The following is a 23,477-nucleotide window of genomic DNA, read 5'->3' on the forward strand; positions in this document are numbered from 1 at the left end:
GATGGAAAGACGTAAATTTTTGCAAATGGCCACCACTTATACGGGTGGATTGCTATTACTACCAGATTTTTTGTCGGCAGCAGGTAATTTGTCTTCCGAAAATATGGATTTGGCTAATGACAATATTGTTGTTTTCGTGCAACTTACAGGCGGAAATGATGGCCTTAATACATTTGTTCCTTACGAAAATAGTTTGTATTATGATTACAGACCAAATATCGGAATTTCAGCAGACCAACTAATCAATAAAAGTAATGGTTTAGGCTGGAATCCTGCGTTGGAAGGGCTGGCACAAATTACGCAAAATGGCCATTTTAGTTTAATACAAAATGTGGGTTATCCGAACCCTAATCGCTCGCATTTTAGAAGCATGGAAATTTGGCAAACGGCCTCCGATGCCAAACAAAATTTATCGCGTGGTTGGTTGGGTAGATTTCTGGAAATACACGACCATGACAACCCAATTTCTGCGATTAATGTTGCTTCTACCGACAATTTGGCTCTGGCTTCTGATGCCGTAAATTCAATTACCATAAAAGACCCAAGAGTTCTTGCAAAAAATAAAATTGCTGCATCTAATTTAGTGCTTTCAGAGAATCCACAGTTAGATTTTGCAAGAAAAATAGCGTATTCGTCCACACACGGAATGGCCGAAATTCAAGCGGCATTAAATAAAAGTAAAAATACATTATTTCATTACGAAAATAATTATATTTCTAAGAATTTGAAGTGGATTTCGCGCATGATAAAAGGCGGTTTGGCTGCGAAAGTTTATTATACTTCTTTGGGAGGTTTTGACACGCACGAAAATCAAAGAGAAGTACATCAAAGAGTATTAAAAGGAGTAAATGATGGCATTTTTTCTTTTTATTCTGACCTGAAAAATGCTAATCTTTTAGACCGTGTAACTATCGTCGTATTTTCGGAATTTGGGCGAAGGGTAAAAGACAACGGCTCTGGCACAGACCACGGCACAGCCGCGCCGCTGATGGTTATTGGCGGAAAGAATCAAGGAAAAATCATCGGCAAAAATCCTGATTTAGCTAATTTGGATAGCGGTGGCGACTTGATTTATGACATAGATTTCAGGTCGGTGTATGCCAGTATTTTGGAAGATAAATTTGGTTTTGATGCGCGAAAAATTGGTATCAAACAGCCCAAGTTATCAGGGCTTTTTGTCTGAAATTCATTGTTTTCTAATTCTTCTTACAAAAATAATGAGGCAAGAGTTAAACCTTTTGCCTTTTTTTATATCAATAGACAAACAAAAACTGGAAGATATGATGAAATTAAAACTGTTATTCACTGTACTATTTCTGTCTTTTTTAGCCAATACAAAAGCTCAAAACCTGTATTTTCCGCCAGTAGTGGGCAGCACTTGGGACACACTGTCGCCTACCTCGCTCAACTGGTGTCCCGCGCGTATTGATAGCCTTTATAACTTCTTGGATACCAACAATACAAAGGCTTTTATTATACTGAAAGACGGCAAAATTGTGCTTGAAAAATACTTCGGGACGCAAACCCAAACGTCGAGTTGGTATTGGGCTTCGGCGGGCAAAACGCTGACTTCTTTCATGGTCGGCATTGCGCAACAGGAAGGCCATTTGTCTATTTCGGATACAACGTCGCAGTATTTGGGGCAAGGTTGGACGAGCTGTACGCCTGCACAAGAGCAAAAAATTACGATTCGCCACGAACTCACCATGACCACTGGTCTCGACGACGGCGTTCCCAACGAAGGTTGTATGCAAGACACTTGTTTGATTTATAAATCTGATGCGGGAACGCGTTGGGCGTATCATAATGCCCCGTACACGTTGCTGGATAGTGTCATTTATTATTCGACTGGCCTGACATTAAACACGTACATGAACCAAAAACTAAAGCAGCCAATCGGCATGACGGGTACGTTTAGTTACGTGGACAACAACAATGTTTTTTTTAGTACGGCGCGTAGCATGGCACGCTTCGGGCTGCTTATTCTCAACAAAGGAAAATGGAATAACACGCCCGTAATGACCGACACAAGTTATTATAAATCAATGGTTAATACCTCGCAAAGCCTCAATAAAAGCTATGGTTATTTGTGGTGGCTCAACGGCAAAGAATCGTACATGATTCCTAACTCGCAACTGGTTTTCCCTGGCAAATTGTTGCCCAACGCGCCCGATGATATGATTGCCGCGATGGGAAAAAATGGGCAATTCCTTAATATCATTCCCAGCCAAAAAATTGTTATGATAAGAATGGGCGAAGCTCCAGACGCGGCAGATGTTCCATTTTTGTTAAACGACCAGATTTGGGCGCACCTCAACGCCTTGCCGTGTGCTGTAACGGCGGCCAAACCTGTGCAGAGCAAACCAAAAGTAATGGTTTATCCTAATCCTGCCGCCGATTTTCTGACCGTAAAATCAGATAAAAACCTTCAAAAAATCGAGATTTGGTCGATAGACGGAAAAATAATGCAAAGCCTACAAGTTGCTGACCAACAAGAAATTAATATCAATACAAATAAATTAAAAACGGGTTTGTATTTGCTCAAAATCACGGACGTAAACGGCGGTTTGGTGGTGCAAAAAATTGAGAAGCAGTAATTTGATTTTTCTGTAAAAAAGAATTGGCTCATTTTAGAAAAAGCGATTTGATAACAACTACACGAAACTTTCCTATAAAGCCGTAGTGTTATTATATCAGATTTATTTATTTCTAATTCAAATTGCTATGGAAAAAAGAGTCATTAAAAACACGACATTGGAGGTTGCGCCCATCAATTTTGGCGGCAACGTATTCGGCTGGACACTCGACGAGGCGCAATCTTTCGGCATACTCGACGCGTTTGCGGCACAAGGGTTCAACTTCATTGATACGGCGGATACTTACGCTTGGTGGGTAAACGGAAAAGGCGGCCAATCGGAAACTATTATTGGTAACTGGCTCAAAGCCAAAGGCCAACGCGATAAATTCGTAATTGCCACGAAGGTCGGGTCGCAAACCAAAGAACACCCGAACGACGTGAGTAAAAAACATATTCTCAAATCGGTGGATGAGTCGTTGGCGCGATTACAAACCGACTACATCGACTTGTATTACACGCACTTCGACGACGAGGTAACGCCCATCGAAGAGACCATGTCGGCCTACGAGCAAATCGTAAAAGCGGGCAAAGTGCGTTATATCGCCGCTTCCAATGTGTCGCCAAGTCGTCTGAAAGAGTCTTTCGCGGTAGCCGAGCAAAACGGTTGGGCAAAATATGTGGCCTTGCAACCGCATTACAATTTGCTCGAAAGAGAAAAATTTGAAACCGAGTACGCGTCTTTGGCACAGCAATACAACTTGTCGGTTTTCCCTTATTGGTCGTTGGCGGCTGGCTTCCTGACGGGCAAATACCGTTCGCAAGAGGATTTGGCCAAAAGTGTAAGAGGCGGCGGCGTGAGCAAATATCTTACGCCACAAGGTTTTGCGGTGTTGGCGGCACTCGACCAAGTGGCCGAAAAACACCAAACACAACCTGCTACGGTGGCTTTGGCTTGGCTGTTGGCGCAACCGCTGGTAACTGCTCCGATTGTGAGTGCGACGAGTCAGAATCAACTCAAAACGCTTTTTGATGCGCCGTTACTTCGCTTGGATGCGCAAGATTTGGCCTTGCTGGACGGCGCAAGTCAAACAAAATAATAAATTTTCGTTTTTGCAAAATAGCTTTTTAATTACTGATTATCTGTTGATTATAAAACTATTTTCTTTTTGTGAAGAAATCTTTTTTCAAAAATTTTCCGAAAAGATTTTGTTTTTACGAAAAGCGTCCGCGTACTTTGCAAAAGTATTAAGGTCATATCGCAATGGCTTTATCAAATATCAGACAAATGACAAAGAACGTTAACTTTTACAATCAAATCGCTGCTGCAACAATGTGTTGTTGTTGTTGCTGTATGGCTATGCCATACTTGGAAGATTGTATCGGTTAAAAGATGACCATAAACTTATACCCAACTTTAGGGATAGGCTCTCCGATACAACATCGAAGAGCCTTTTTTTATGCCTTTATTTCATTTCCCAAACACAATGACTCAAGATTTTAACATAGCGGTATCGGTACAAAACAACGCAAACAGCCTTTGCGCCATGATGGCGTGTTGTTGTTGTTTCGCTGCGTCCCGACGATGCCGTATGTAAACTCCTATCCAGTTGCTTATACACACAAGGAAGGTCTTACGGAACATCGTAAGACCTTTTTTTATTGCCCAAATATTTGTTTTCCAACGATTTATATTTTACTCCCAATGGCACACGAAGTAGAAACATACCCGACAATTGAGGCAAGAATCGGCCTGATAGCGCGCCAAATCGGCAATACGCCACTGCTGCCAATCAGGTATTTGCACGCCAATCCGAAAGTGAAAATTTATGCAAAAGCGGAGTGGTCGCAACTGTCGGGCAGCGTGAAAGCAAGAGCCGCCTTCAACATCATCAGGCAGGCCGTTGCGCAAGGTCATTTGCACGAAAACAAAACCTTGCTTGATGCTACAAGCGGTAACACTGGCATTGCGTATGCCACGATTGCCAGAGAATTAGGGATTTCGGTGGCTTTGTGTTTGCCCGAAAATGCCAGCATCGAACGCAAGCAAATACTCGAATCGTTGGGCGTGAATATTATCTATACTTCAAAGTTTGGGGGAACGGACGAGGCGCAAGAAGTGGCCAAAGAATTAGCCGAAAAATACCCAGAACGCTATTTCTACGCCGGCCAGTACACCAACGACAACAATTGGAAAGCGCATTATTACGGCACAGCCGAAGAAATACTCAAACGCCAACCCGACCTTAACTACTTCGTGGCGGGGCTGGGAACTACGGGGACTTTCGTGGGTACGTCGCGCCGCCTGAAAGAAGTAAATCCTGACATACAAGTAGTTGCCTTGCAGCCCGATTTTGCACTACACGGCCTTGAGGGTTGGAAGCATCTGGAAACGGCCATTGTCCCGCAAATCTACGATGCAAGCGTGGCAGACCGCCATTTGGAAATAAGCACGCCACGCGCCTACGAGCTTATCAAACTTTTGTACGAAAAAGAAGGCTTGCTGGTCAGTCCTTCGTCGGCGGCCAACATCGCGGGAGCTTTGCAACTGGCCAACGAAATCACGGAAGGCACTATCGTAACCGTTTTGCCCGACAACGCCGACAAATATTCTGAAGTCATTAAGAAAATATTATAACCCAAAAAGCAATGTTACATTTTAAGGACAATACCGAAGCTCAAGTAATTGCCGACGCGCTACATACATTTCCTGACGAATGTTGCGGCTTTTTGCTCGGCCACGAAACCGAAAACGACCGCTTTATTACGGAAATTATTGTGGTGGAAAATGCTAAAGATGGCGACAAACGCCGCCGTTTTGAAATTACGCCACTGGATTATCTGAAAGCCGAACGTTATGCCGAAGACAAAAAACTTACGCTGTTGGGCGTGTATCATTCGCACCCCAATCACCCATCTGTTCCCAGCGAACACGACCGCGTAGTAGCGCAGCCCTTTTTCTCGTATGTGATTGTGGCCGTGAGCGAAAAAACGTTTGTTTCGTTGCAATCTTGGCGACTCAACGAGGATTTTCAGTTTGAAGAAGAGGCCGTACATCTGGCCAATTTCGCTACTTCACTTTAATATAAAATATTAAAAATCAAGCATTTAACGTACTTCCTTTTCAAACAATATTAAATCTTACAAAAACATGGCTACGATAATCATTCCTACCCCGCTTAGAAAATTTACGAACCAACAATCACGCGTAGAAGTGGGCGGCAACACCATTCAGGAAACATTAGCAGAGCTTACGCTCAATTTTCCTGATTTGAAGAAAAATCTTTTTGACGAAAACGGCCAGATTAGAGGCTATGTAAATATTTTCGCAGGCGACGAAGACATTCGCAACCTTCAGCAAGAAAACACACCCGTAAACGGCCAAACAACCATTAGCATTATCCCCGCCATTGCGGGCGGAAGCGGTGCGCTGGACGATATTACTTTTTCTAAAGAAGAATATGCGCGTTATAACCGCCACATCATTATTCCTGACTTTGGCTTGGAAGCACAAAAAAAATTAAAAGCTGCTAAAGTGCTGGTGATTGGTTCGGGTGGTTTGGGAAGTCCGTTGCTGTTGTATTTGGCGGCGGCTGGTGTGGGCAATATTGGTATTGTGGATTTCGATACGGTGGACGACAGCAATTTGCAACGCCAAGTGCTTTTCGGAACAGAAGATATTGGCAAGCCAAAAGCCGAAGCCGCCCAAAAGCGTTTGCAAAGCCTGAATCCGTATATCAACATAGAAATTTACAAAACACAGCTTACGTCCCAAAACACATTGGAACTTATCAGCCAATACGATGTTGTAGCAGACGGGACGGACAATTTTCCGATACGCTATTTAGTGAATGATGCCGCCGTTTTGGCAGGCAAACCCAACGTTTACGCCTCCATTTTTCAGTTTGAAGGCCAAGTTTCGGTATTCAACTACACAGATGCCAACGGCGTAACGGGGCCAAATTACCGCGACTTGTACCCGACACCTCCCGAACCTGGCTTAATTCCGAATTGCGCGGAAGGTGGCGTGTTGGGCGTGCTGCCTGGTATTATTGGCAGCTTGCAAGCCAACGAAGTAATCAAGGTTATTACGGGCGTGGGCGAACCGCTTAGCGGGCGTTTCTTTGTATTTGATGCGCTTACGTTCCAGACCCGAACACTGAAAATTACCAAACGCGCCGACGCGCCCGCCATCACTGGCCTGATAGATTATGAGCAATTTTGCGGCGTAAAAGCCGTTGAAAGAAAGCTAAAGGAAATCAGTGTGGAAGAGTTTGCACAATGGCAGAACAACGGCGAAGACATCCAAGTAATTGATGTGCGCGAGCCTGCCGAATACGAGCAAATCAATATTGGGGCACTGCTTATCCCGTTGGGAACGGTAGCGCAACGCGCCGACGAAATTAGCCGAAACAAAAAAGTAGTAGTGCATTGCAAATTGGGCGGCAGAAGTGCCAAAGCCATTCGGACATTAGAAGACGAGTTTGGTTTTGATAACTTGTACAACCTCAAAGGCGGCATTACGGCAATCGAGCAATCGGAATTATTTGCAAAATCAATTCATATTTAATCTTAATTTATTTTTATTTTATAAAACAAAAAATCAGAATTATTATGGCAACATTGCGTTTAGGGGACATTGCTCCCAACTTCACGGCAGAAACAACAGAAGGTACAATTGATTTTTATAATTATTTGGGCGACGGTTGGGGCGTTTTGTTCTCGCATCCCGCTGACTTTACGCCAGTTTGCACGACCGAATTGGGCGCAACTGCCAAACTTGGTGAAGAATTTAAGAAAAGAAATGTAAAAGTGTTGGCATTGAGCGTGGACCCGTTGGGTAAGCACCAAGAATGGATTAACGACATTAACGAAACTCAAAACACGGTGGTTAATTTCCCGATTATCGCCGATGCTGACCGCAAAGTTTCGGAGCTTTATGATTTGATTCACCCAAATGCCAGCGAAACTTTTACGGTTCGTTCGGTATTTGTGATTGGGCCAGACCACAAAGTAAAGCTGATTATCACTTATCCAGCTTCTACGGGTCGTAACTTTAACGAACTTTTGCGCGTGATAGACAGCTTGCAACTTACGGCCAACTATCAGGTAGCCACGCCAGCCAACTGGCAAAGCGGCGAGAAAGTGGTAATCGCTACGTCGGTGAAAGACGAAGAAATCGAAGCGAAATTCCCGAAAGGTTACGAACGCGTAAAACCATATTTGCGTCTTACGCCTCAGCCGAATCTATAATCTATTGATTCCCTTAACCTTATAGGTATAAAAAGCCTATAAGGTTAAAACTAACATCCTTTCCTTAATCTTTATTATGGCAACTAAAAACCCGCAACCCCGTTGGTATTGGGATTGCGGGTTGGGTTTATTTTTTTGCTCAAACCTATAAGGTTTTCAAAACCTTATAGGTTTAAAAGCCAGATATTTCTTTAAATATAGTTTTCATCGTCGTTTACTACCCTTCTTCTCTAGCTCCAGTTACGTGAAGTAATTGAAAGTCATGACTTAAAACCTTATATTGTCCGTCGTTAGATAGTTCTATATAAGATGCTTTTACACTATAAATGAGTTTTTGCATACGCCCTCTATGGTTTATAGGGGTGCTGCATAAGGCTACCTCTCCATTCCAGTTTACAGGAAATTTTAAAAAAACAGAAGAGTCTGTTTGCTCTATACTTATATTAAGTTCTGGAAAAAGTGGCTCAATTTTATCTACTTCAAAATCCTTCTTAATAATGATATTGTCTATTTTTGGTCTTATTATAGGCTTTTCCTTGTATTGTAAGGCGCATTCCTCCTTCATTAATTGCGGTATTATTGTGTCTGAAAGAATTCGGTCTAATTTTTTATTTATCAGCGTTATATCTGATGATATAAATTTAAATCGAGTAAATGCTCGATATTGTTCATTTTCCATAATATTTATTTGTTAAAAGTTAAAAATTCTACCTAAAAAATACCGCCTCCAAGCTCTGTGCTTATGAGGCGGTACATATCTACTTTTTTCAGTTCTGAAAAATCGGCTATTACATCATGCCGCCCATGCCGCCACCCATTGGAGGCATAGCAGGTTCTTTTTCATCTGGATCGTCAGCGATTACACACTCAGTTGTGAGCAATAGGCCAGCGATTGACGCAGCATTTTCCAAAGCCAAACGAGTTACTTTCGTTGGGTCAAGTACGCCAGCGGCAAACATATTTTCGTAACGGTCTTCGCGAGCGTTATAACCGTAGTCGCCTTTGCCTTCTTTCACTTTGTTTACTACTACCGAGCCTTCGCCACCAGCGTTAGCGATGATAGTACGCAAAGGAGCTTCCAAAGCTGTACGAACGATGTTCACGCCGATAGCCTCATCTTCGTTGTGTGTCGCTACGCTGTCCAATGCTTCTACGGCACGGATAAGCGCAACACCACCACCAGGGACGATACCTTCTTCCACCGCAGCGCGTGTAGCGTGCAATGCGTCGTCCACGCGGTCTTTTTTCTCTTTCATTTCTACTTCCGTAGCTGCACCGATGTAAAGAATCGCAACGCCGCCCGACAATTTAGCCAAACGCTCTTGCAATTTTTCGCGGTCATAATCAGAAGTTGTATTTTCGATTTGTGCTTTTACTTGGTTTACGCGTGCTTGGATAGCTTCTGCCGAACCGCTTCCGTTTACAACTGTAGTGTTGTCTTTGTCCACGATGATTTTTTCGGCTGTGCCCAAATATTGAAGCGTAGCGTTTTCAAGTTTGTAACCTTGTTCTTCAGAGATTACAGTACCGCCAGTCAATACCGCGATGTCTTCCAACATAGCTTTACGACGGTCGCCGAAACCTGGAGCTTTTACCGCAACGATTTTCAGTGCGCCACGGATTTTGTTTACTACCAATGTAGCAAGAGCTTCACCATCAACGTCTTCTGCAATGATAAGCAACGGACGACCAGTTTGTACAGTTTGCTCAAGTACAGGCAAAAGCTCTTTCATCGAAGAGATTTTTTTGTCGTAAATCAACACGTAAGGGCGGTCAAGTTCGGCCTCCATTTTGTCGGTGTTGGTTACGAAGTAAGGCGACAAATAACCGCGGTCGAATTGCATACCTTCTACTGTTTTTACTTCAGTTTCAGTACCTTTTGCTTCTTCTACCGTGATAACGCCGTCTTTACCAACTTTTTCCATTGCGCTGGCAATCATTTTGCCGATTTCGTTGTCGTTGTTGGCAGAAATAGTCGCTACTTGTTCGATTTCGCTGTTGTTGCTGATGGCTTTTGATTGCGATTTAAGGTTAGCAACTACCGTCGAAACGGCTTTGTCGATACCGCGTTTCAAATCCATTGGGTTTGCGCCAGCTGTTACGCTTTTGATACCCGTCGAGAAAATCGCTTGTGTAAGTACAGTGGCTGTCGTAGTTCCGTCGCCTGCGCTGTCGGCAGTTTTAGAAGCTACTTCTTTCACCAATTGTGCGCCCATATTTTCGATTGGGTCTTTCAATTCGATGTCTTTAGCCACCGACACACCGTCTTTTGTTACAGAAGGTGAACCAAATTTTTTGCTCAAAATAACATTACGTCCTTTAGGGCCAAGTGTTACTTTCACGGCATCTGCTAAAGTGTCCACGCCTTTTTTAAGTTTTTCGCGTGCAGTTGTATCGAAATAAATTTTCTTAGACATTGCTAAAAAGAAATTTGTTGTTTTATACTTTTTTTTTGATGTGCAAATAGTTTTTTGTATTGATAAAGAGCCAGTTGCACGGCTTAGCTCTACCTATTTCTATCCAAAAAAATATTAAAGGATAGCAAAAATATCAGACTCGCGCATGATGAGGTATTCGCCACCTTCTACGCTGATTTCAGTACCAGCATATTTGCCATACAATACCGTATCGCCCACTTTTACTGTCAATGGCTCGTCTTTTTTGCCTGCGCCCACTGCCACTACTTCGCCACGTTGTGGTTTTTCTTTGGCTGTGTCAGGGATGAAAAGACCAGAGGCTGTTTTTTCTTCGGCTGGAGCTGGTTTTACCAAAACTCTGTCTGCCAACGGTTTGATACTCAAGTTTGACATTGTTGTTATAATTTTTTTAATTTTTGGGAAAGTTAAAAACAAATGAAGCGAGCAAGCCACACACAAAGTAGGCTTTGCACAGCCAAGCCTCTGCATTAGTTGTGCCAAAGTGTGCGCACTCTGCCAAGTTTGCAGGTTTTACCCTCATAACCATCATTCTTTAGGCATTGAAAATCAGCAATAAATCTTACGCATTGGCAATGGCAGACAGCCTCTGCCCAATACTTCTTTTAAAACAAGAAAAACAGACAATTTGTCCGAAAAAGTGACATTTGTGTCAGGGTTTCAGTTTTTTTGAATACAATCCATTACTTTTGTACTTGTCCGAGTAGCCGAACTTTTCGCAAAGCATTGGCGTTTGGATAGCAGAAACGTAATAGACTCAAAACATTACTCAGCACGACAATGATTAACATCACAGATAAAGCCAAAGATAAAATCATCGAATTGCGCAGCCAAGAAGGGCGTGGCGCAAGTTATAGTATTCGGGTGTCCGTAAAAGGTGGCGGCTGTTCGGGGCTAATGTACGATTTGGCCTTTGATAATGAAGTGGCCGCAACCGACCAAGTAATTGAAGATAAAGGAATTGAGATTCGTGTGGACAAGAAAAGCGTGTTGTACCTTATTGGCACGACGCTCGACTATTCCGACGGACTCAACGGCAAAGGTTTTCAGTTCATCAACCCCAACGCGACACGCACTTGCGGTTGTGGCGAGAGCTTCGCTGTATAATCTTTTTATACAATAACATTCTTTTGCAAACGCTACGGACTGCGCAAGTCTGTGGCGTTTTTTGTTTATCTTCACGTTTTCTTCTAACAAGCAAAAAACTGTAAACGATTGGCACGCCTCAGCCCCCAACAGACCCAACGTCTCAGCGATTTTCGGACGAATGCCGCGCCGCTTCTTGGCCCTGAAAGCGTGGGAATCGTGCCGACGAATGCTTGCAACCTGAATTGTATTACGTGTTGGAGCTACTCGCCCTTGCTCAACGTCCGACCCAATACGCAATGGAAACGCAAACAACTTGATTGGCCAGTGTTGCGGCAGTTGCTCGACGACTTGGCGGCACTGCAAACCCAACGCATCATCCTGACGGGTGGTGGTGACCCGCTGGTTTATCCGCAATTTGATGAGACCGTGCGCCACGCCAAAAACTTGGGGCTAAAAGTAACGCTGATTTCTAACCTGACGCTTATCAAAGATTTAGATACTTTTTTGAGTTTGGGAATAGACACGATTCAGGCCAATTTCTCGGCCGCCGACGCGCAGAGTTATGTGGCTTTTCACCCCAACCGTAAGGCTTCGGACTACGAGCATTTTCTTCATAAAATCCAAAAAATAGCGGCTTGCACTCCAGACCTAAAGCTCGTGTGCGTCATTTGCCAAACCAACGCGCATTTGCTGGCGCAGATGCTGGAACTTGCTGCGAGTTTTGGCACAAAAATTCAGTTTAAACTCATGAGCATCGGCGACGGCACGGAGCAAGTAGCCATTACGCCCACGCAACACACCCAACTTTTGGAACAAGAAACGGCGGTTTTGGCTTTGGCCGAGCGGCTTGGCGTACAGACGAATCTAACGTTTTTTTATCAGCAATTGCGCGGCGAGTCGGCCACGAGTTTCCCGATAGAAGCGATTGGTTGTTTTGTAGGATATTGGTATTCAAGAGTTTGGGCAGACGGAAGCGTACATTTTTGTTGTAACCCCGAAAGCAGTTTGGCGGTGGGGAGTTTGCACGAAAACTCATTTTTAGAACTTTGGCAAGGCGAAAAGTACGCAGAATTGCGCCAGAAACTACACGGCGGCCAGTTGGTAAATGGCTGCGACCGTTGCGGCAAATTTGATTTGAATTGTAAGCTCCAAAAGCAGATTTAGTGTTCGGCATTGTGGAACAATATCGAAATACTTGCTTTTTTATTACAAGAACTCTTTCTAAGGATTTTTATAGAACAAACGCTTTGTTATTGCCTATTCGCCGAGTAAAAGCAGTGTTTCAACGAAATATTGCTGCTTTTTTTTGTTTTTTGAACTGATTTTTTGCAGAAAAATAAGATACATTACGTGGCGCGTATTGAGAAGCAAACATTTGCATTGTCTTTATAACTAACTTGTTGATGTTATAGGATTCAGAGCATTATTATACAAAACATTTTCACCAGCGAACTCGATTCCTTTTTCATTAATTACTGATTTTACTACATTATTATTCTTGTATTTATGACGACTAAAAAGCAAAATGCCATCCTTTGGGCTTCACAAGTTACCGCTTCGGTGATACTGTTGCAGGTGGTCGTATTAAAATTGTTGGCAGTACCAGAAGCCGTATTCTTATTTGATAAATTAGGGTTAGAACCTGCGGGGCGTATCGGTTCGGGCGCATTAGAGTTAATCGCCGCGATTTGCTTGCTCAGTTCCAGACTTTCTGTTATTGGTGCATTAATTTCTTTGAGCGTAATGCTTGCGGCTATTTATGCGCATATAACCAAACTCGGCATCGTATTGATGGACTCACAACTTCAGCTCAACGATGGTGGAAGTTTGTTCGCTTTGTCGGTTACAGTAGCAGTTTGCAGTGTTATTACGATTATATTAAGAAAAAAAGTAATAGATTTTTCTTCTCCTATTGTAGGGAAGCAAAAGTTAGCTTAAAACACATATTCTAATTGTTGCAATCGAGTGTGTACCTTGTTGCAAGAGGTGCTCTTGGCCAACAGCAAATACTGCTGTTGGCTTTTTTATTTTCCTTACAAGCAAATTACATTCGTGGGGTTGCTTTGCTCTAAAGCATTATCTTTGGGCAAACTATATACCCTATGAAACTTTCATTTCTTCAAACAAAAAAACTGATAACCAGTGTGTTATTAGCCATTTCGGGCGTGTCTATGGCACAGAGTCCCGTCAGTATCCAACCTGCTACATTTAGTCCCGACGACAGCATTACCATCACTTACGATGCGTCTAAAGGCAATGCCGCACTTGCCAACTACAGCGGCGATGTGTATATGTACGGCGGAGTGATTACCAGTCAAAGTGCTTTCGCGACCCAATGGCAACACACCACGCCAGCGAGTTGGAGCAGCTACCCAGCCGCCACCAAGCTCACGAGTTTGGGCAACAATTTGTATCGTATCAAAATCGTGCCGCGCAACTATTACAGCATGGGAGCAACCGAAACGCTTCGTAGTTTGGTGTGTTTGTTCCGCAACAGTAGCGGCACTATTGTAGGCCGCGAAGTGGGCGGTGCAGATATTTATTATCAATTGCCCAACCCATTCGGCAACAATATGTATTGGTGGAATGATGTTACTTTCTATCAAATTTTTGTGCGCAGCTTCAAAGATAGCAACGGCGACGGTATTGGCGATTTTCAGGGAATTATCAGCAAATTGGGTTATTTGCAGGATTTGGGCGTAAAAGCCATTTGGTTGATGCCGATTCACCCTTCGCCGAGCTATCACGGCTACGACGTAAACAATTACAAGGCCGTAAATCCACAATACGGCACGATGCAGGATTTTAGAGCTCTCGTAGATTCGGCGCATAATCGTGGTATCAAAATCGTGATTGACTGGGTCGTCAATCATACGTCCACACAACACCCTTGGTTTGTGCAATCTGCGGCAAACAATCCGCAATACAGCAATTTTTATCGTTGGTCACCGACAGCACCTACTTATCTGGGGCCTTGGGGACAAAGTGTTTGGGCTTACAATAATGTTCGCGCTCAATATTATTACTCAATATTTTGGTCAGGAATGCCTGATTTGAATTATCAGACGCCAGCGGTAAAAGACAGTATTTTTAGTGCGGCTAAATTCTGGCTTCAGAGTACCAATATCGACGGTTTCCGCTGCGATGGAGCGATGTACATTGCCGAAGATGGTTCTAATCTCATGAACATTCCAGCCAATCACACGTATTGGAGCGATTTTAAAAATTATTACAAAAGCATCAATCCGAATGCGATGAGCGTGGGCGAAATCTGGACAAACTCCAGTACAGTAGCCAGTTACAACAACGAATTAGATTTTTGTTTTGAATTTGATTTGGCCGAAAATATTCTGAATGCGGTCAATTCGGGCAGCGTGGCCAACCTCAAAAACCAAATCGAAGCCGTGCAGTTTTTGTATGCCAATTCGCAATACGGAACGTTTCTGACCAACCACGACCAAAACCGCGTGATTGATGTGTTGGGCGGAAACCGCGAAAAAGCCAAAGCCGCCGCAGGTATTTTGTTTACCTTGTCAGGAGTGCCGTTTGTGTATTATGGCGAAGAAGTAAGCATGAAAGGTAGCAAGCCAGATGAAAACATCCGTCTGCCGATGCAATGGACGAATGGCACAAACGCAGGTTTCACGACGGGAACGCCTTGGCGCGCGCTCAACAACGACGCGAGCACGTACAACGTGCAGACCTTGGCCGCCGACCCTAATTCGATTTATAATCTGTACAAAAAATTGATTGCGTTGCGCAACCAAGAAGCGGCTTTGCGCAAAGGTTCGTACCAAACCGTAAGCAATAGTACCAGTTCGGTGATTTCGTATGTGCGCAAGTTGGGCAACGATTATTTGTTGGTGCTTACCAACGCTTCGGCCAATCCCGTAAATACCATGACCGTGAATTTGGCGACAACAGGCATTAGCAGCCAAGCCACTACCACTTGGACGGAGCTACTCTCGGACAGCACACAAAACTACACGCTGAACAGTACGCAAGTGCTTTCGGGTGTGCGTTTGGGCGCGTACCAAACCAAGGTGTTTAAGTTACAGAATTTTGTGTCGGTGAGCGAAGAAACCAGCTTGCCAACGCATTGGCAACTGTGGCCAAACCCGAACAACGGTGTTTTTTACCTGAAAAATACGGCGATGGCCAACGAAGCCAAAGCCACCGTACAACTTTACGACACGACGGGCAAAGTGTTGCATTCGCAGGCGCATGCGCTACAAAATGGACAAATGCAACTCAATATCAGTCATTTGCCGAGTGCGGTGTATATCCTCAAAATCACGACCAAAAAGCAAAGCTCGACTTTGCGTGTGATTAAGTAATTTTTGATTACCTACAAATCGAGTTGGGCCTCCAAAATTAGATTTTGGAGGCCCAACTCGATTTTATTTTAGCTTTCGGAGATAATCAAAATATGCTCTAATAGATGCAGGAACTTCTTTGTCATGCTCTGCTTCTGTAATGTGAAAAGCATGAAAAGTGTTTTGTGTTACGTTGTCTTTAGGAAAAATTATATATGTATTGCGTTCTTTATCAAAGTAATAATGAAATTTTTCCTTTTCCCTTTTATCAAAAATTGCTGAATTTAATAGAGATTGAGCCTCAATATCAGATGCTAATAATTGAGAAACTTTATACCCGTTATTAGATGAATGAGCAGGCGTATTATTATTTCCATGTTTCTTATGAAAGTGATATATTCTTTCGGGTAATTTAGAAATAATATATTTCCAAACCTCTTCGGCAGAGTTGGAAATTTTAATATCAATTGCCCAAAATTCTTTATCAGATTTTATAACTAACACTTTTTTTTCTTCATTTAATGTAGGTGATAGAATGATGATATTATTCTGTATGATATTTTCCTCTGAAATGCCTATATTAAAATGTGTTATAGATGATTGCTCTTTGTTATAAACAATATCAAATAGATGTAGCGAAGATTTGAGGGGTTTGAAATCTGTTTTAAAATTTATTAGATAATGTTCCTGACTTGTGGGAAAATATTTTTCTGACTTAATTAAGTCAAATAGTTGATTAAATGCAGTTTTGTTATAATAAGTATCAGCACTTAACTGTCTGGGTATTTCAGTTAAAATACGAAAATCTTTGATATATCTTAATTCTATATCATCAAAGAAAGCGTCATGAATATAAAAGCAGAAGTTATGTTCCATTTTAACTTATTAAATAACGGCTATCAATTCTTATTTGGTCAAAAAAACCTTTTGGAGCAAATCTAATTACGCCATCTTCTTCTACTTTTATTTCAGTAGAAATAGTACAATGTTCGCTTATATCTCTGTCAAACTGATATATTTTGATATTGTTTCTGTTTATTCCAGACCCATTTTCTTCGTTTTTCTTAGATTGAACTAAAACGCCATTAATAATATGGTCGGAATGTGTTTCGATAATAATTTGAATACCAGCCTGTGCTGCGATACAAATTAATTCACAAAGTCTTGAAATCCCGTTAGGATGTAAATGAGCTTCTGGGTTTTCAATTATAATTAAAGAGTCGGGCTTTGCTGAAAGAATAGCAACTAATATTGGGAGTGTATAAGATAAGCCAAACCCAACATTTTTTGCATCAAAATTTAGTGTTTTTCCTACATGAGAATATTCTTTATCAAATGAATATTTTAGGGAATAACCAAGTTTTCCATTGTTTTCAATTACAGTATTTGCTCCATTAAATATATATTTTTCCCATAAAACTACTTGAGATAATAAATCATTATTTTTACTATCTCTTTTGCATAACTCTTTGATTACTTCTTGGGTTTGATATTTATCAAGAAAGTGAACAAAATACTCTGCTTTGCCTTCTTTTTCAGATATTTGCTTGCGAATATCTACGATTATATCATCTTTTTCATAAATATCTAATGGGCCACTACGTGCCGCACTAATATACTGAAAATGAGTATTAAATAAACTAAATTTACTGAATTGTGATTCGACTTCATGCAACTGAGAAAAGTTAATAACTGGATTAGCATTAGACTTCTCTGGATTTAATTTTATAAAAGATTTAGTTTTTTCATCTTCTGTTTTGGCTTCATAAAAAAAGTTTGTATCAAACCCTGAACTAAAACTAAGAGAACACTCAAAACCGTCTATATTACTCTCCTCATAAACTGCATCATTCACAGTGCCAATTTTAACAGCATCAGATTTTAAATTGAGAATTTCAAATGATTTATCTTTTAAAAAAACATCTCTTAAAAGAAGTAATATTTGAATAATAGATGATTTTCCCACACCATTAGAGCCGCATAAAATGGTTAAATTACCGAACTCAATAGGTGTATTTTTGTGGGATTTAAAGTTTTTTAATATTATTTTTTTTAGCATATATAGATATAAATTTAGTAATAAAATCTCTAAACTCTTTATGTCTTATTTGTACACTTTCTTTCGTTGCTGTACCTGTGGTAATAGCAGCTCCAAATTTGCCATTACTCCGCATAAATTCAATAAAACTATTTCTGAAATCTTCTCTACTATTTAGTAATATATTTTTATTTTCTAATTTAGAAAATACAGTAGATAGCACTTCAAAAATAGGTTTATTGATAGGTTTACGAGATTCTTTCATATTAACTCGTTTTCTAAAAGAATCTTCTCCAAAAATTTCAAATGATAATTCTAAAGCATTTTTAAAGTTTTCTAAAATTTTATTTTGCTCAGTTTCATCTTCAGGAATAAGTTTGGTACCTGTGGTAATAAATCTATCCATATCAGGTTCGTAGGTTGTATAATCTTGAAGATAAAAAGCAATAAATCTTGAAGCAAAATCTAAATCTTCTTGTCTTTTTGATTTAATAGAATTGCCAGTAACCTTATGAAATAGCTGTCCAATTTCGTTGTCTCGGCTAACCATTTTTTCTAAAAAATCAACTTTATATCCTTGAAATAAGGCTGTCCTAATTTCCTGCGGTTTGAGGGGAATATCTCCCTGATTAATTCTACTAAATATAGTATATTTTACTTCATCAGGAGTTCCTTTTCCAATCAAGTTAATGGTAACCTGATTAGAGTTAATACGTCGCTTAATATCTCTTGGTAAATCGTCCCAAGTTTTTTCATTATATTGGGATAAAAATTCTAAATTACATAATTTTAATTTCCCTTTATTTTTGGCAATCTCCCCTGTTCCTAACATAAAATGTTCTAAGGTACTCATGCGCTGAAGGCCATCTACGACAAACCACTTTCTGTCATCTGTTTCATCAAAATAAAACAAAGGGATTGGCAAATCGAGCATCAAAGATTCAATAAACCTACTTTTTTTGGTTGGACTCCAAAGATTGGGTAGGCGTTGATATTTAGGAATGAGGATTTGGTTGTCTTCCAGCAACTCAACTAACTGACCTATATTTCTTGGAACAATTTTGATGTTGATGTCTTCTGGATTAAACGGAATATTCGTAACAATATCCTCATTACCTTCCTCTTTTTCTATATCCGAATCGTCGTCTTGGTACTTTTCTGCCATGTTGCGTTTGAATCATTGTATTTTGACAAAAATACATACAGTTATGCAGGTTTACAATATCATTTAAACATCGAAACATTTGGTTATTACCCACCCTGTCCCAAATAATCACCTTCTCTTAACATTATAATAACACGGTACGCCCCTTGTCCTATTTTTATTTACACCCCGATAAGCCTATCTTTGCGTAAACACAATTTTACTTTTCGATGAACATACGACATTACCTTATTGCTTCCGCAACCTTACTTATAACCAACGCTTCTTTCGGTCAAAAGTCCACGCTCAAAGGCTCGTTGCTGGGCGTTGCGCCTTCCGAAAAAATCTATTTGTTCAAATATTTTGGCTCGGAACTCTCCAAAGCAGATTCTACCAAAATAGCTGATAATCAGTTTGAATTTAAGTTCAAAAAAGCCTTGCCTTACGGTTTTTACCGTGTGGGGCTTTCGGCGCAAAAGTCGGTGGCTTTGGTGTTGGGCAAAGAGGCCGCGCCACAGATAAACGGCGATTTGGCACAGCCCGAAAAAATCAGTTTTAGCAATTCGCCCGATAACCAACTGTATTTGCAATACACCGAATACAACCGCACGTTTGGCAAAAACGTAGCTCAACTTCAGCAAAGTGCCAATTCGTTGGGTGGCTTGCAAGAGTCCGAACCTGCGCGTTTTCAGTCGGAAATGGTGAAGCTCAAAACCAAATTCGATTCGCTTGCCAATGCCCAAAACGATTTTTATAAAAAACTCAATGCCGAAAATCCGACGCTTTTCGTCGGCAAATTGGCGGGGCTGTTTATGACCGATGCCAAAACCGACAGCAGCAATTATTTTCGTAAAGAAGATTTTACCAATGATGAATTTTTACGCGGCGATATGCTGGGCAGCAAATGCAACATCTTTTTGCAAAAATTCGTAAAACAAGACATGACCGCTTGGCAAACTGCCGCCAAAGCCATCGTTGCGTTTGCGCCTGCCAAATCTGATGGCCGCGAAGTAGTTTATAACACGTTGGTTAATTTGTTTATGCAAATAGACCAGTCGTTTGCCGTAACGCTTGGCGCGGATTACGTGAAAGAATATCCAAAGTCCAATTACGCCAAAAACTTGGTGGCGCGTTTGCCAAAACCCGAACCGAGTGTAGGCGAAATCGCTCCGAATATCAAACTCAAAGACCGCGACGGCAAAGAAGTAGAATTGTCTTCGCTGCGCGGAAAAGTAGTGTTATTGGATTTTTGGGCTTCGTGGTGTGGGCCTTGCCGCATGGAAAACCCCAACGTGGTGAAAGCCTACGACCATTACAAAGACAAAGGTTTTACGATTTTCAGTGTTTCGCTCGACGACAACCGTGACCGTTGGTTGCAAGCCATCGAGAAAGATAAACTTTCGTGGCCAAATCACGTGTCCGACCTGAAAGGTTGGCGTTCGGCGGGAGCGGCTCTTTATCAAGTACATAGCATTCCAGCAACATTCCTGATAGACCGCGACGGACGCATTATCGCCAAGAACTTGCGTGGTGCGGCACTGGACAACAAACTCAAATCATTACTCGAAAAATAATTCTTATTTCTATAAAAAATGCGCTTTTGCGAGCGTGAGTAATTTTCTTTTAGTTCAAAAAAACTGTATGGCAGCACAATCCAATAACGCCAAAATACTGATTGTAGATGACGAACCCGATATTATCGAGATGCTACAATACAATTTGCGCAAAGAAGGCTACGAACTCAAAACCGCAGACAATGGCAAAAAAGCCGTAGAAGTGGCCAAAGAGTTTCAGCCCAATCTTATCCTCATGGATATAATGATGCCCGTCATGGACGGCGTGGAAGCGTGTCGGCAAATCCGTGAAGTGCCCGCCTTGCGCGATGTGTTTGTCGTGTTCCTGACGGCGCGTTCGGAGGAATATTCGGAAGTGGCCGCCTTCGATGTGGGCGCGGACGATTTCATCAACAAACCCATCAAACCACGCGCCTTGATGAGCCGTATTTCGGCCATCTTGCGCCGTAACACTACTTCCAAAGACAACGACGGACGCATCGAAGTTGGCGATTTGGTGATAGACAAAGGAAGTTACAGCGTGATTAAAAATGGCGAAACTATTGTTTTTCCTAAAAAAGAATTTGAACTTTTGCACTTCTTAGCCAAAAACCCTAACAAAGTGTTTGGCCGCGATGATTTGTTGCATTACATCTGGGGCGCAGACGTGTACGTTTTGTCGCGGACAGTAGATGTGCATATCAGGAAGTTACGCGAAAAAATCGGCGAAAATTATATTCACACAACAAAGGGCGTAGGCTACCGTTTTGAGTATGTACCCAATGCCGCCGAATAATAAAACGCGGTTTTGTTTGTAGAAAAAATTAAAGTGTTTACCTCGTAATAAAGTTTTTGTGCAATGAAATTAGACCTTGCAAAAGTCAGACAGTTTGGCAACATCGAATTTTTGGCTCGCCAAATGGTGGAAGGCTTTATTACGGGGTTACACAAATCGCCTTATCATGGATTTTCGGTAGAATTTGCCGAACACAAAATCTATAACCCAGGGGAAGGCACGCGTCATATAGATTGGAAAGTTTATGCCAAAACCGACCGACTTTATACCAAACGCTATGAGGAAGAAACTAATTTGCGTTGTCGAATCCTGATAGATGTGTCTTCGTCTATGTATTATCCTGTGGAAACACAGGGCAAAATTACGTTTAGTATTGCCGCCGCCGCCGCCCTAACGTATATGCTCCAAAAGCAACGCGACGCGGTGGGTATCAGCACTTTTGCACAAGAAATGGAATGGCAGACGAGTATCAAATCCACGCCTTCGCATGTGCACAAACTATTTTTGGGTTTGCAAAATCTGTTGGAACGCAAGCCCGAATATCAGAAAACATCAGTTGCGCCCGTGCTGCATCAAATAGCCGATAGCGTACACCGCCGTTCGCTGATTGTTATTTTCAGCGATATGTTTGACGAAGGAAATACAGAAGAAATATTTGCTGCATTACAACACCTCAAACATAATCGGCATGAAGTGCTGCTGTTTCACGTAACAGACCGCGCCACCGAACAGCTTTTTGAGTTTGAAGAACGCCCTTATGAGTTTCTAGACCTTGAGTCGGGCGAAAAACTCAAAATAAAACCCTCGCAAGTGCAAGACCATTACAAAGAAGCCATTGGCCAATTTAGTCAGGATTTGAAACTGCGTTGTGGGCAATACAAAATTGATTTCATTGAAGCCGACATCCGAAATGGAATAGACGGTATTTTATTACCTTACTTAGTAAAACGCAGCAAAATGAGCTAATTTGTTGTATTTTTCAGTGAAAAGCCTTAACTTGTAGGCATTTTCTTCCCTCGCAATCAAATCTTGTTTTAAGCTCAAATTTCTAATACTTTTTATACTAAATTTATATATACTTAACCCCCATCTGGATTATTATGCCCCCTCCAAAAATGCAAGGACAAGTAAAGTTTGTCCCCAAACAGCGTACCGATTTTTTCTCGGTGCTAAAAGAACGTGTTGATGCGTATTTCGCAGAAAATCACATTGCCAAGCAAGCGAATAACACGCTTTATGTTAAAACCGTCGTGTTGGTGCTGGCTTATATTATCCCATTTGTGATGTTACTGACGCTTCAGCCAAACTTAATTGTTAGCCTATTTCTTTGGGCTATTATGGGTTTTGCGGTAGCAGGTGTAGGCATGAGCGTAATGCACGATGCCAATCATGGTGCATATTCTACCAGCAAAACGGTAAACGATGCCTTTGGGTATCTTATTAATCTTTTAGGTGGCTCTACATTTAATTGGAAAAACCAACATAATGTAATGCACCACACGTACACCAATATTACACACTTAGATGAAGACATTGACGATAAACTTATCTTGAAGTTTTCGCCACATACCAAAGTAAAAGCAGTACATAAATATCAGTGGCTTTATGCTTTTCTTATGTATGGCCTCACTACTATTTATTGGGTAACCTTAAAAGATTTCATTCAATTTTTTGCCCATATTCGTAGAGGTGTAAACAAACAAAATACGCAGCAAAATACAATTGTATTTATTCGCTTGGTATTACTAAAAATTGCTTATTTTGGCACATTTTTAGCCTTGCCAATGTATGTGGGATTGCCTACAGGTCAGGTAGTTGCAGGGTTTTTGTTGATGCACTATATCGCGGGGATGGTACTTTCTGTTATATTTCAGTTGGCGCATACCATTGAGGAAACAACACACCCAATGCCCAACGAAAAAGGTGTAATCGAAAACAATTGGGCGATACATCAGCTCAATACAACAGCTGATTTTTCCCCTAAAAATAAAGTGCTTTCGTGGTATATTGGTGGCCTGAATTTTCAGGTAGAGCACCATTTGTTCCCGTTGATTTCGCACGTGCATTACCCAGCTATTGCGCCAATCGTAAAAGCAACTGCCGAAGAATATGGCGTGCCTTATTTGGTACATTATAATTTTTGGGATGCTTTAGATTCGCATATCTCGGCTTTGAAGCGTTTTGGTAGCGCGAGTCTTGATGAGGTGATTGACTAAAAACTAATTCGTTTTGAGTTAAAATAAGAAAGCCTACGAGAAAATCTCGTAGGCTTTTCCAT

General features: G+C 41.5%; 21 protein-coding genes. 15 read left to right on the plus strand and 6 right to left on the minus strand.

What is annotated here, in order from left to right; all coding sequences use genetic code 11:
- Position 1 precedes the first annotated feature (1 nt).
- The 7 genes from BM090_RS07565 (at position 2) to BM090_RS07600 (ending at position 7,828) form a co-directional block, all read left to right on the plus strand.
- On the plus strand, positions 2–1,183 hold the full coding sequence (locus BM090_RS07565) for a DUF1501 domain-containing protein (protein ID WP_091510196.1): 1,182 nt from the start codon (positions 2–4) through the stop codon (positions 1,181–1,183).
- 97 nt (positions 1,184–1,280) lie between these two features.
- On the plus strand, positions 1,281–2,597 hold the full coding sequence (locus tag BM090_RS07570) for a serine hydrolase domain-containing protein (RefSeq protein ID WP_221405355.1): 1,317 nt from the start codon (positions 1,281–1,283) through the stop codon (positions 2,595–2,597).
- A 127-nt stretch (positions 2,598–2,724) separates the two neighbouring features.
- The gene (locus tag BM090_RS07575; RefSeq protein ID WP_091510200.1) at positions 2,725–3,675 is read left to right on the plus strand and encodes an aldo/keto reductase; all 951 of its coding nucleotides are present in this window, start codon (positions 2,725–2,727) and stop codon (positions 3,673–3,675) included.
- 605 nt (positions 3,676–4,280) lie between these two features.
- Positions 4,281–5,213 (plus strand): PLP-dependent cysteine synthase family protein, encoded by a 933-nt coding sequence (locus BM090_RS07585; protein ID WP_091510206.1) that lies wholly within the window; start codon positions 4,281–4,283, stop codon positions 5,211–5,213.
- An 11-nt stretch (positions 5,214–5,224) separates the two neighbouring features.
- The gene (locus tag BM090_RS07590; protein ID WP_091510210.1) at positions 5,225–5,659 is read left to right on the plus strand and encodes a M67 family metallopeptidase; all 435 of its coding nucleotides are present in this window, start codon (positions 5,225–5,227) and stop codon (positions 5,657–5,659) included.
- 67 nt (positions 5,660–5,726) lie between these two features.
- On the plus strand, positions 5,727–7,145 hold the full coding sequence (moeB, locus tag BM090_RS07595) for a molybdopterin-synthase adenylyltransferase MoeB (RefSeq protein ID WP_091510213.1): 1,419 nt from the start codon (positions 5,727–5,729) through the stop codon (positions 7,143–7,145).
- A gap of 44 nt (positions 7,146–7,189) precedes the next feature.
- Complete coding sequence (locus BM090_RS07600; protein WP_091510216.1) at positions 7,190–7,828, plus strand: peroxiredoxin; 639 nt, start codon at positions 7,190–7,192, stop codon at positions 7,826–7,828.
- 217 nt (positions 7,829–8,045) lie between these two features.
- On the opposite strand, the gene BM090_RS07605 is transcribed toward BM090_RS07600, so the two are convergent.
- From BM090_RS07605 to BM090_RS07615, 3 genes are all read right to left on the minus strand, one after another.
- Positions 8,046–8,507 (minus strand): hypothetical protein, encoded by a 462-nt coding sequence (locus BM090_RS07605; RefSeq protein WP_091510220.1) that lies wholly within the window; start codon positions 8,505–8,507, stop codon positions 8,046–8,048.
- A gap of 109 nt (positions 8,508–8,616) precedes the next feature.
- Positions 8,617–10,245, minus strand: a complete 1,629-nt coding sequence (groL, locus tag BM090_RS07610) for a chaperonin GroEL (protein WP_091510223.1) — start codon at positions 10,243–10,245, stop codon at positions 8,617–8,619.
- Positions 10,246–10,359: 114 nt separating this feature from the next.
- The gene (locus BM090_RS07615) at positions 10,360–10,638 is read right to left on the minus strand and encodes a co-chaperone GroES (RefSeq protein ID WP_091510226.1); all 279 of its coding nucleotides are present in this window, start codon (positions 10,636–10,638) and stop codon (positions 10,360–10,362) included.
- A 405-nt stretch (positions 10,639–11,043) separates the two neighbouring features.
- On the opposite strand from BM090_RS07615, the gene BM090_RS07620 reads away from it, so the two are divergent.
- From BM090_RS07620 to BM090_RS07635, 4 genes are all read left to right on the plus strand, one after another.
- Positions 11,044–11,370, plus strand: coding sequence for a HesB/IscA family protein (locus tag BM090_RS07620; protein WP_091510230.1), 327 nt, complete (start codon positions 11,044–11,046; stop codon positions 11,368–11,370).
- Between the two features lie 108 nt (positions 11,371–11,478).
- Complete coding sequence (locus tag BM090_RS07625) at positions 11,479–12,516, plus strand: radical SAM protein (RefSeq protein WP_091510233.1); 1,038 nt, start codon at positions 11,479–11,481, stop codon at positions 12,514–12,516.
- A gap of 342 nt (positions 12,517–12,858) precedes the next feature.
- A complete protein-coding gene (locus BM090_RS07630; protein ID WP_091510236.1) occupies positions 12,859–13,290 on the plus strand; it encodes a DoxX family protein in 432 nt (143 codons plus the stop codon).
- A 164-nt stretch (positions 13,291–13,454) separates the two neighbouring features.
- On the plus strand, positions 13,455–15,689 hold the full coding sequence (locus BM090_RS07635; protein ID WP_091510238.1) for a DUF4961 domain-containing protein: 2,235 nt from the start codon (positions 13,455–13,457) through the stop codon (positions 15,687–15,689).
- Between the two features lie 63 nt (positions 15,690–15,752).
- Here BM090_RS07635 and BM090_RS07640 read toward each other — a convergent pair whose 3' ends face one another.
- From BM090_RS07640 to BM090_RS07650, 3 genes are read right to left on the minus strand one after another with little or no spacing between them, the layout of a single operon-like run.
- On the minus strand, positions 15,753–16,544 hold the full coding sequence (locus BM090_RS07640; protein ID WP_091510241.1) for a hypothetical protein: 792 nt from the start codon (positions 16,542–16,544) through the stop codon (positions 15,753–15,755).
- Between the two features lies 1 nt (position 16,545).
- The gene (locus tag BM090_RS07645; protein WP_091510243.1) at positions 16,546–17,727 is read right to left on the minus strand and encodes an AAA family ATPase; all 1,182 of its coding nucleotides are present in this window, start codon (positions 17,725–17,727) and stop codon (positions 16,546–16,548) included.
- Positions 17,696–18,871 (minus strand): DUF262 domain-containing protein, encoded by a 1,176-nt coding sequence (locus BM090_RS07650; RefSeq protein ID WP_091510245.1) that lies wholly within the window; start codon positions 18,869–18,871, stop codon positions 17,696–17,698. Before BM090_RS07650 ends, BM090_RS07645 begins: the two co-directional genes overlap by 32 nt.
- Positions 18,872–19,080: 209 nt before the next feature.
- Here BM090_RS07650 and BM090_RS07655 point away from each other — a divergent pair, with 209 nt between their 5' ends.
- The 4 genes from BM090_RS07655 to BM090_RS07670 all read left to right on the plus strand — a co-directional run bounded on the left by BM090_RS07655 (position 19,081) and on the right by BM090_RS07670 (position 23,415).
- Entirely contained in the window at positions 19,081–20,424 is a 1,344-nt protein-coding gene (locus BM090_RS07655) for a TlpA disulfide reductase family protein (RefSeq protein ID WP_091510249.1), read from the plus strand.
- A 67-nt stretch (positions 20,425–20,491) separates the two neighbouring features.
- Positions 20,492–21,199 carry a response regulator transcription factor gene (locus BM090_RS07660; RefSeq protein WP_091510251.1) on the plus strand — a complete coding sequence of 236 codons (708 nt, stop codon included), beginning with the start codon at positions 20,492–20,494 and terminating at the stop codon, positions 21,197–21,199.
- A gap of 63 nt (positions 21,200–21,262) precedes the next feature.
- Positions 21,263–22,165: a DUF58 domain-containing protein gene (locus tag BM090_RS07665; protein ID WP_091510253.1), complete on the plus strand. Its 903-nt coding sequence runs from the start codon at positions 21,263–21,265 to the stop codon at positions 22,163–22,165.
- Positions 22,166–22,299: 134 nt separating this feature from the next.
- A complete protein-coding gene (locus BM090_RS07670; protein ID WP_245756695.1) occupies positions 22,300–23,415 on the plus strand; it encodes a fatty acid desaturase family protein in 1,116 nt (371 codons plus the stop codon).
- Positions 23,416–23,477: the final 62 nt, after the last annotated feature.

Origin of the sequence: Flexibacter flexilis DSM 6793 (genome assembly GCF_900112255.1) — a bacterium.
In the GTDB taxonomy this organism is placed as follows: domain Bacteria; phylum Bacteroidota; class Bacteroidia; order Cytophagales; family Flexibacteraceae; genus Flexibacter; species Flexibacter flexilis.

What these genes read in the sequence shown, in the direction of transcription:
- BM090_RS07645 (WP_091510243.1), bottom strand. Translation starts at nt 17,727, where the DNA reads ATGCTAAAAAAAATAATATTAAAAAACTTTAAATCCCACAAAAATACA.
- BM090_RS07640 (WP_091510241.1), bottom strand. Translation starts at nt 16,544, where the DNA reads ATGGAACATAACTTCTGCTTTTATATTCATGACGCTTTCTTTGATGAT.
- BM090_RS07615 (WP_091510226.1), bottom strand. Translation starts at nt 10,638, where the DNA reads ATGTCAAACTTGAGTATCAAACCGTTGGCAGACAGAGTTTTGGTAAAA.
- moeB (WP_091510213.1), top strand. Translation starts at nt 5,727, where the DNA reads ATGGCTACGATAATCATTCCTACCCCGCTTAGAAAATTTACGAACCAA.
- groL (WP_091510223.1), bottom strand. Translation starts at nt 10,245, where the DNA reads ATGTCTAAGAAAATTTATTTCGATACAACTGCACGCGAAAAACTTAAA.
- BM090_RS07570 (WP_221405355.1), top strand. Translation starts at nt 1,281, where the DNA reads ATGATGAAATTAAAACTGTTATTCACTGTACTATTTCTGTCTTTTTTA.
- BM090_RS07605 (WP_091510220.1), bottom strand. Translation starts at nt 8,507, where the DNA reads ATGGAAAATGAACAATATCGAGCATTTACTCGATTTAAATTTATATCA.
- BM090_RS07635 (WP_091510238.1), top strand. Translation starts at nt 13,455, where the DNA reads ATGAAACTTTCATTTCTTCAAACAAAAAAACTGATAACCAGTGTGTTA.
- BM090_RS07655 (WP_091510249.1), top strand. Translation starts at nt 19,081, where the DNA reads ATGAACATACGACATTACCTTATTGCTTCCGCAACCTTACTTATAACC.
- BM090_RS07600 (WP_091510216.1), top strand. Translation starts at nt 7,190, where the DNA reads ATGGCAACATTGCGTTTAGGGGACATTGCTCCCAACTTCACGGCAGAA.
- BM090_RS07585 (WP_091510206.1), top strand. Translation starts at nt 4,281, where the DNA reads ATGGCACACGAAGTAGAAACATACCCGACAATTGAGGCAAGAATCGGC.
- BM090_RS07630 (WP_091510236.1), top strand. Translation starts at nt 12,859, where the DNA reads ATGACGACTAAAAAGCAAAATGCCATCCTTTGGGCTTCACAAGTTACC.
- BM090_RS07620 (WP_091510230.1), top strand. Translation starts at nt 11,044, where the DNA reads ATGATTAACATCACAGATAAAGCCAAAGATAAAATCATCGAATTGCGC.
- BM090_RS07565 (WP_091510196.1), top strand. Translation starts at nt 2, where the DNA reads ATGGAAAGACGTAAATTTTTGCAAATGGCCACCACTTATACGGGTGGA.
- BM090_RS07650 (WP_091510245.1), bottom strand. Translation starts at nt 18,871, where the DNA reads ATGGCAGAAAAGTACCAAGACGACGATTCGGATATAGAAAAAGAGGAA.
- BM090_RS07660 (WP_091510251.1), top strand. Translation starts at nt 20,492, where the DNA reads ATGGCAGCACAATCCAATAACGCCAAAATACTGATTGTAGATGACGAA.
- BM090_RS07575 (WP_091510200.1), top strand. Translation starts at nt 2,725, where the DNA reads ATGGAAAAAAGAGTCATTAAAAACACGACATTGGAGGTTGCGCCCATC.
- BM090_RS07665 (WP_091510253.1), top strand. Translation starts at nt 21,263, where the DNA reads ATGAAATTAGACCTTGCAAAAGTCAGACAGTTTGGCAACATCGAATTT.
- BM090_RS07590 (WP_091510210.1), top strand. Translation starts at nt 5,225, where the DNA reads ATGTTACATTTTAAGGACAATACCGAAGCTCAAGTAATTGCCGACGCG.
- BM090_RS07670 (WP_245756695.1), top strand. Translation starts at nt 22,300, where the DNA reads ATGCCCCCTCCAAAAATGCAAGGACAAGTAAAGTTTGTCCCCAAACAG.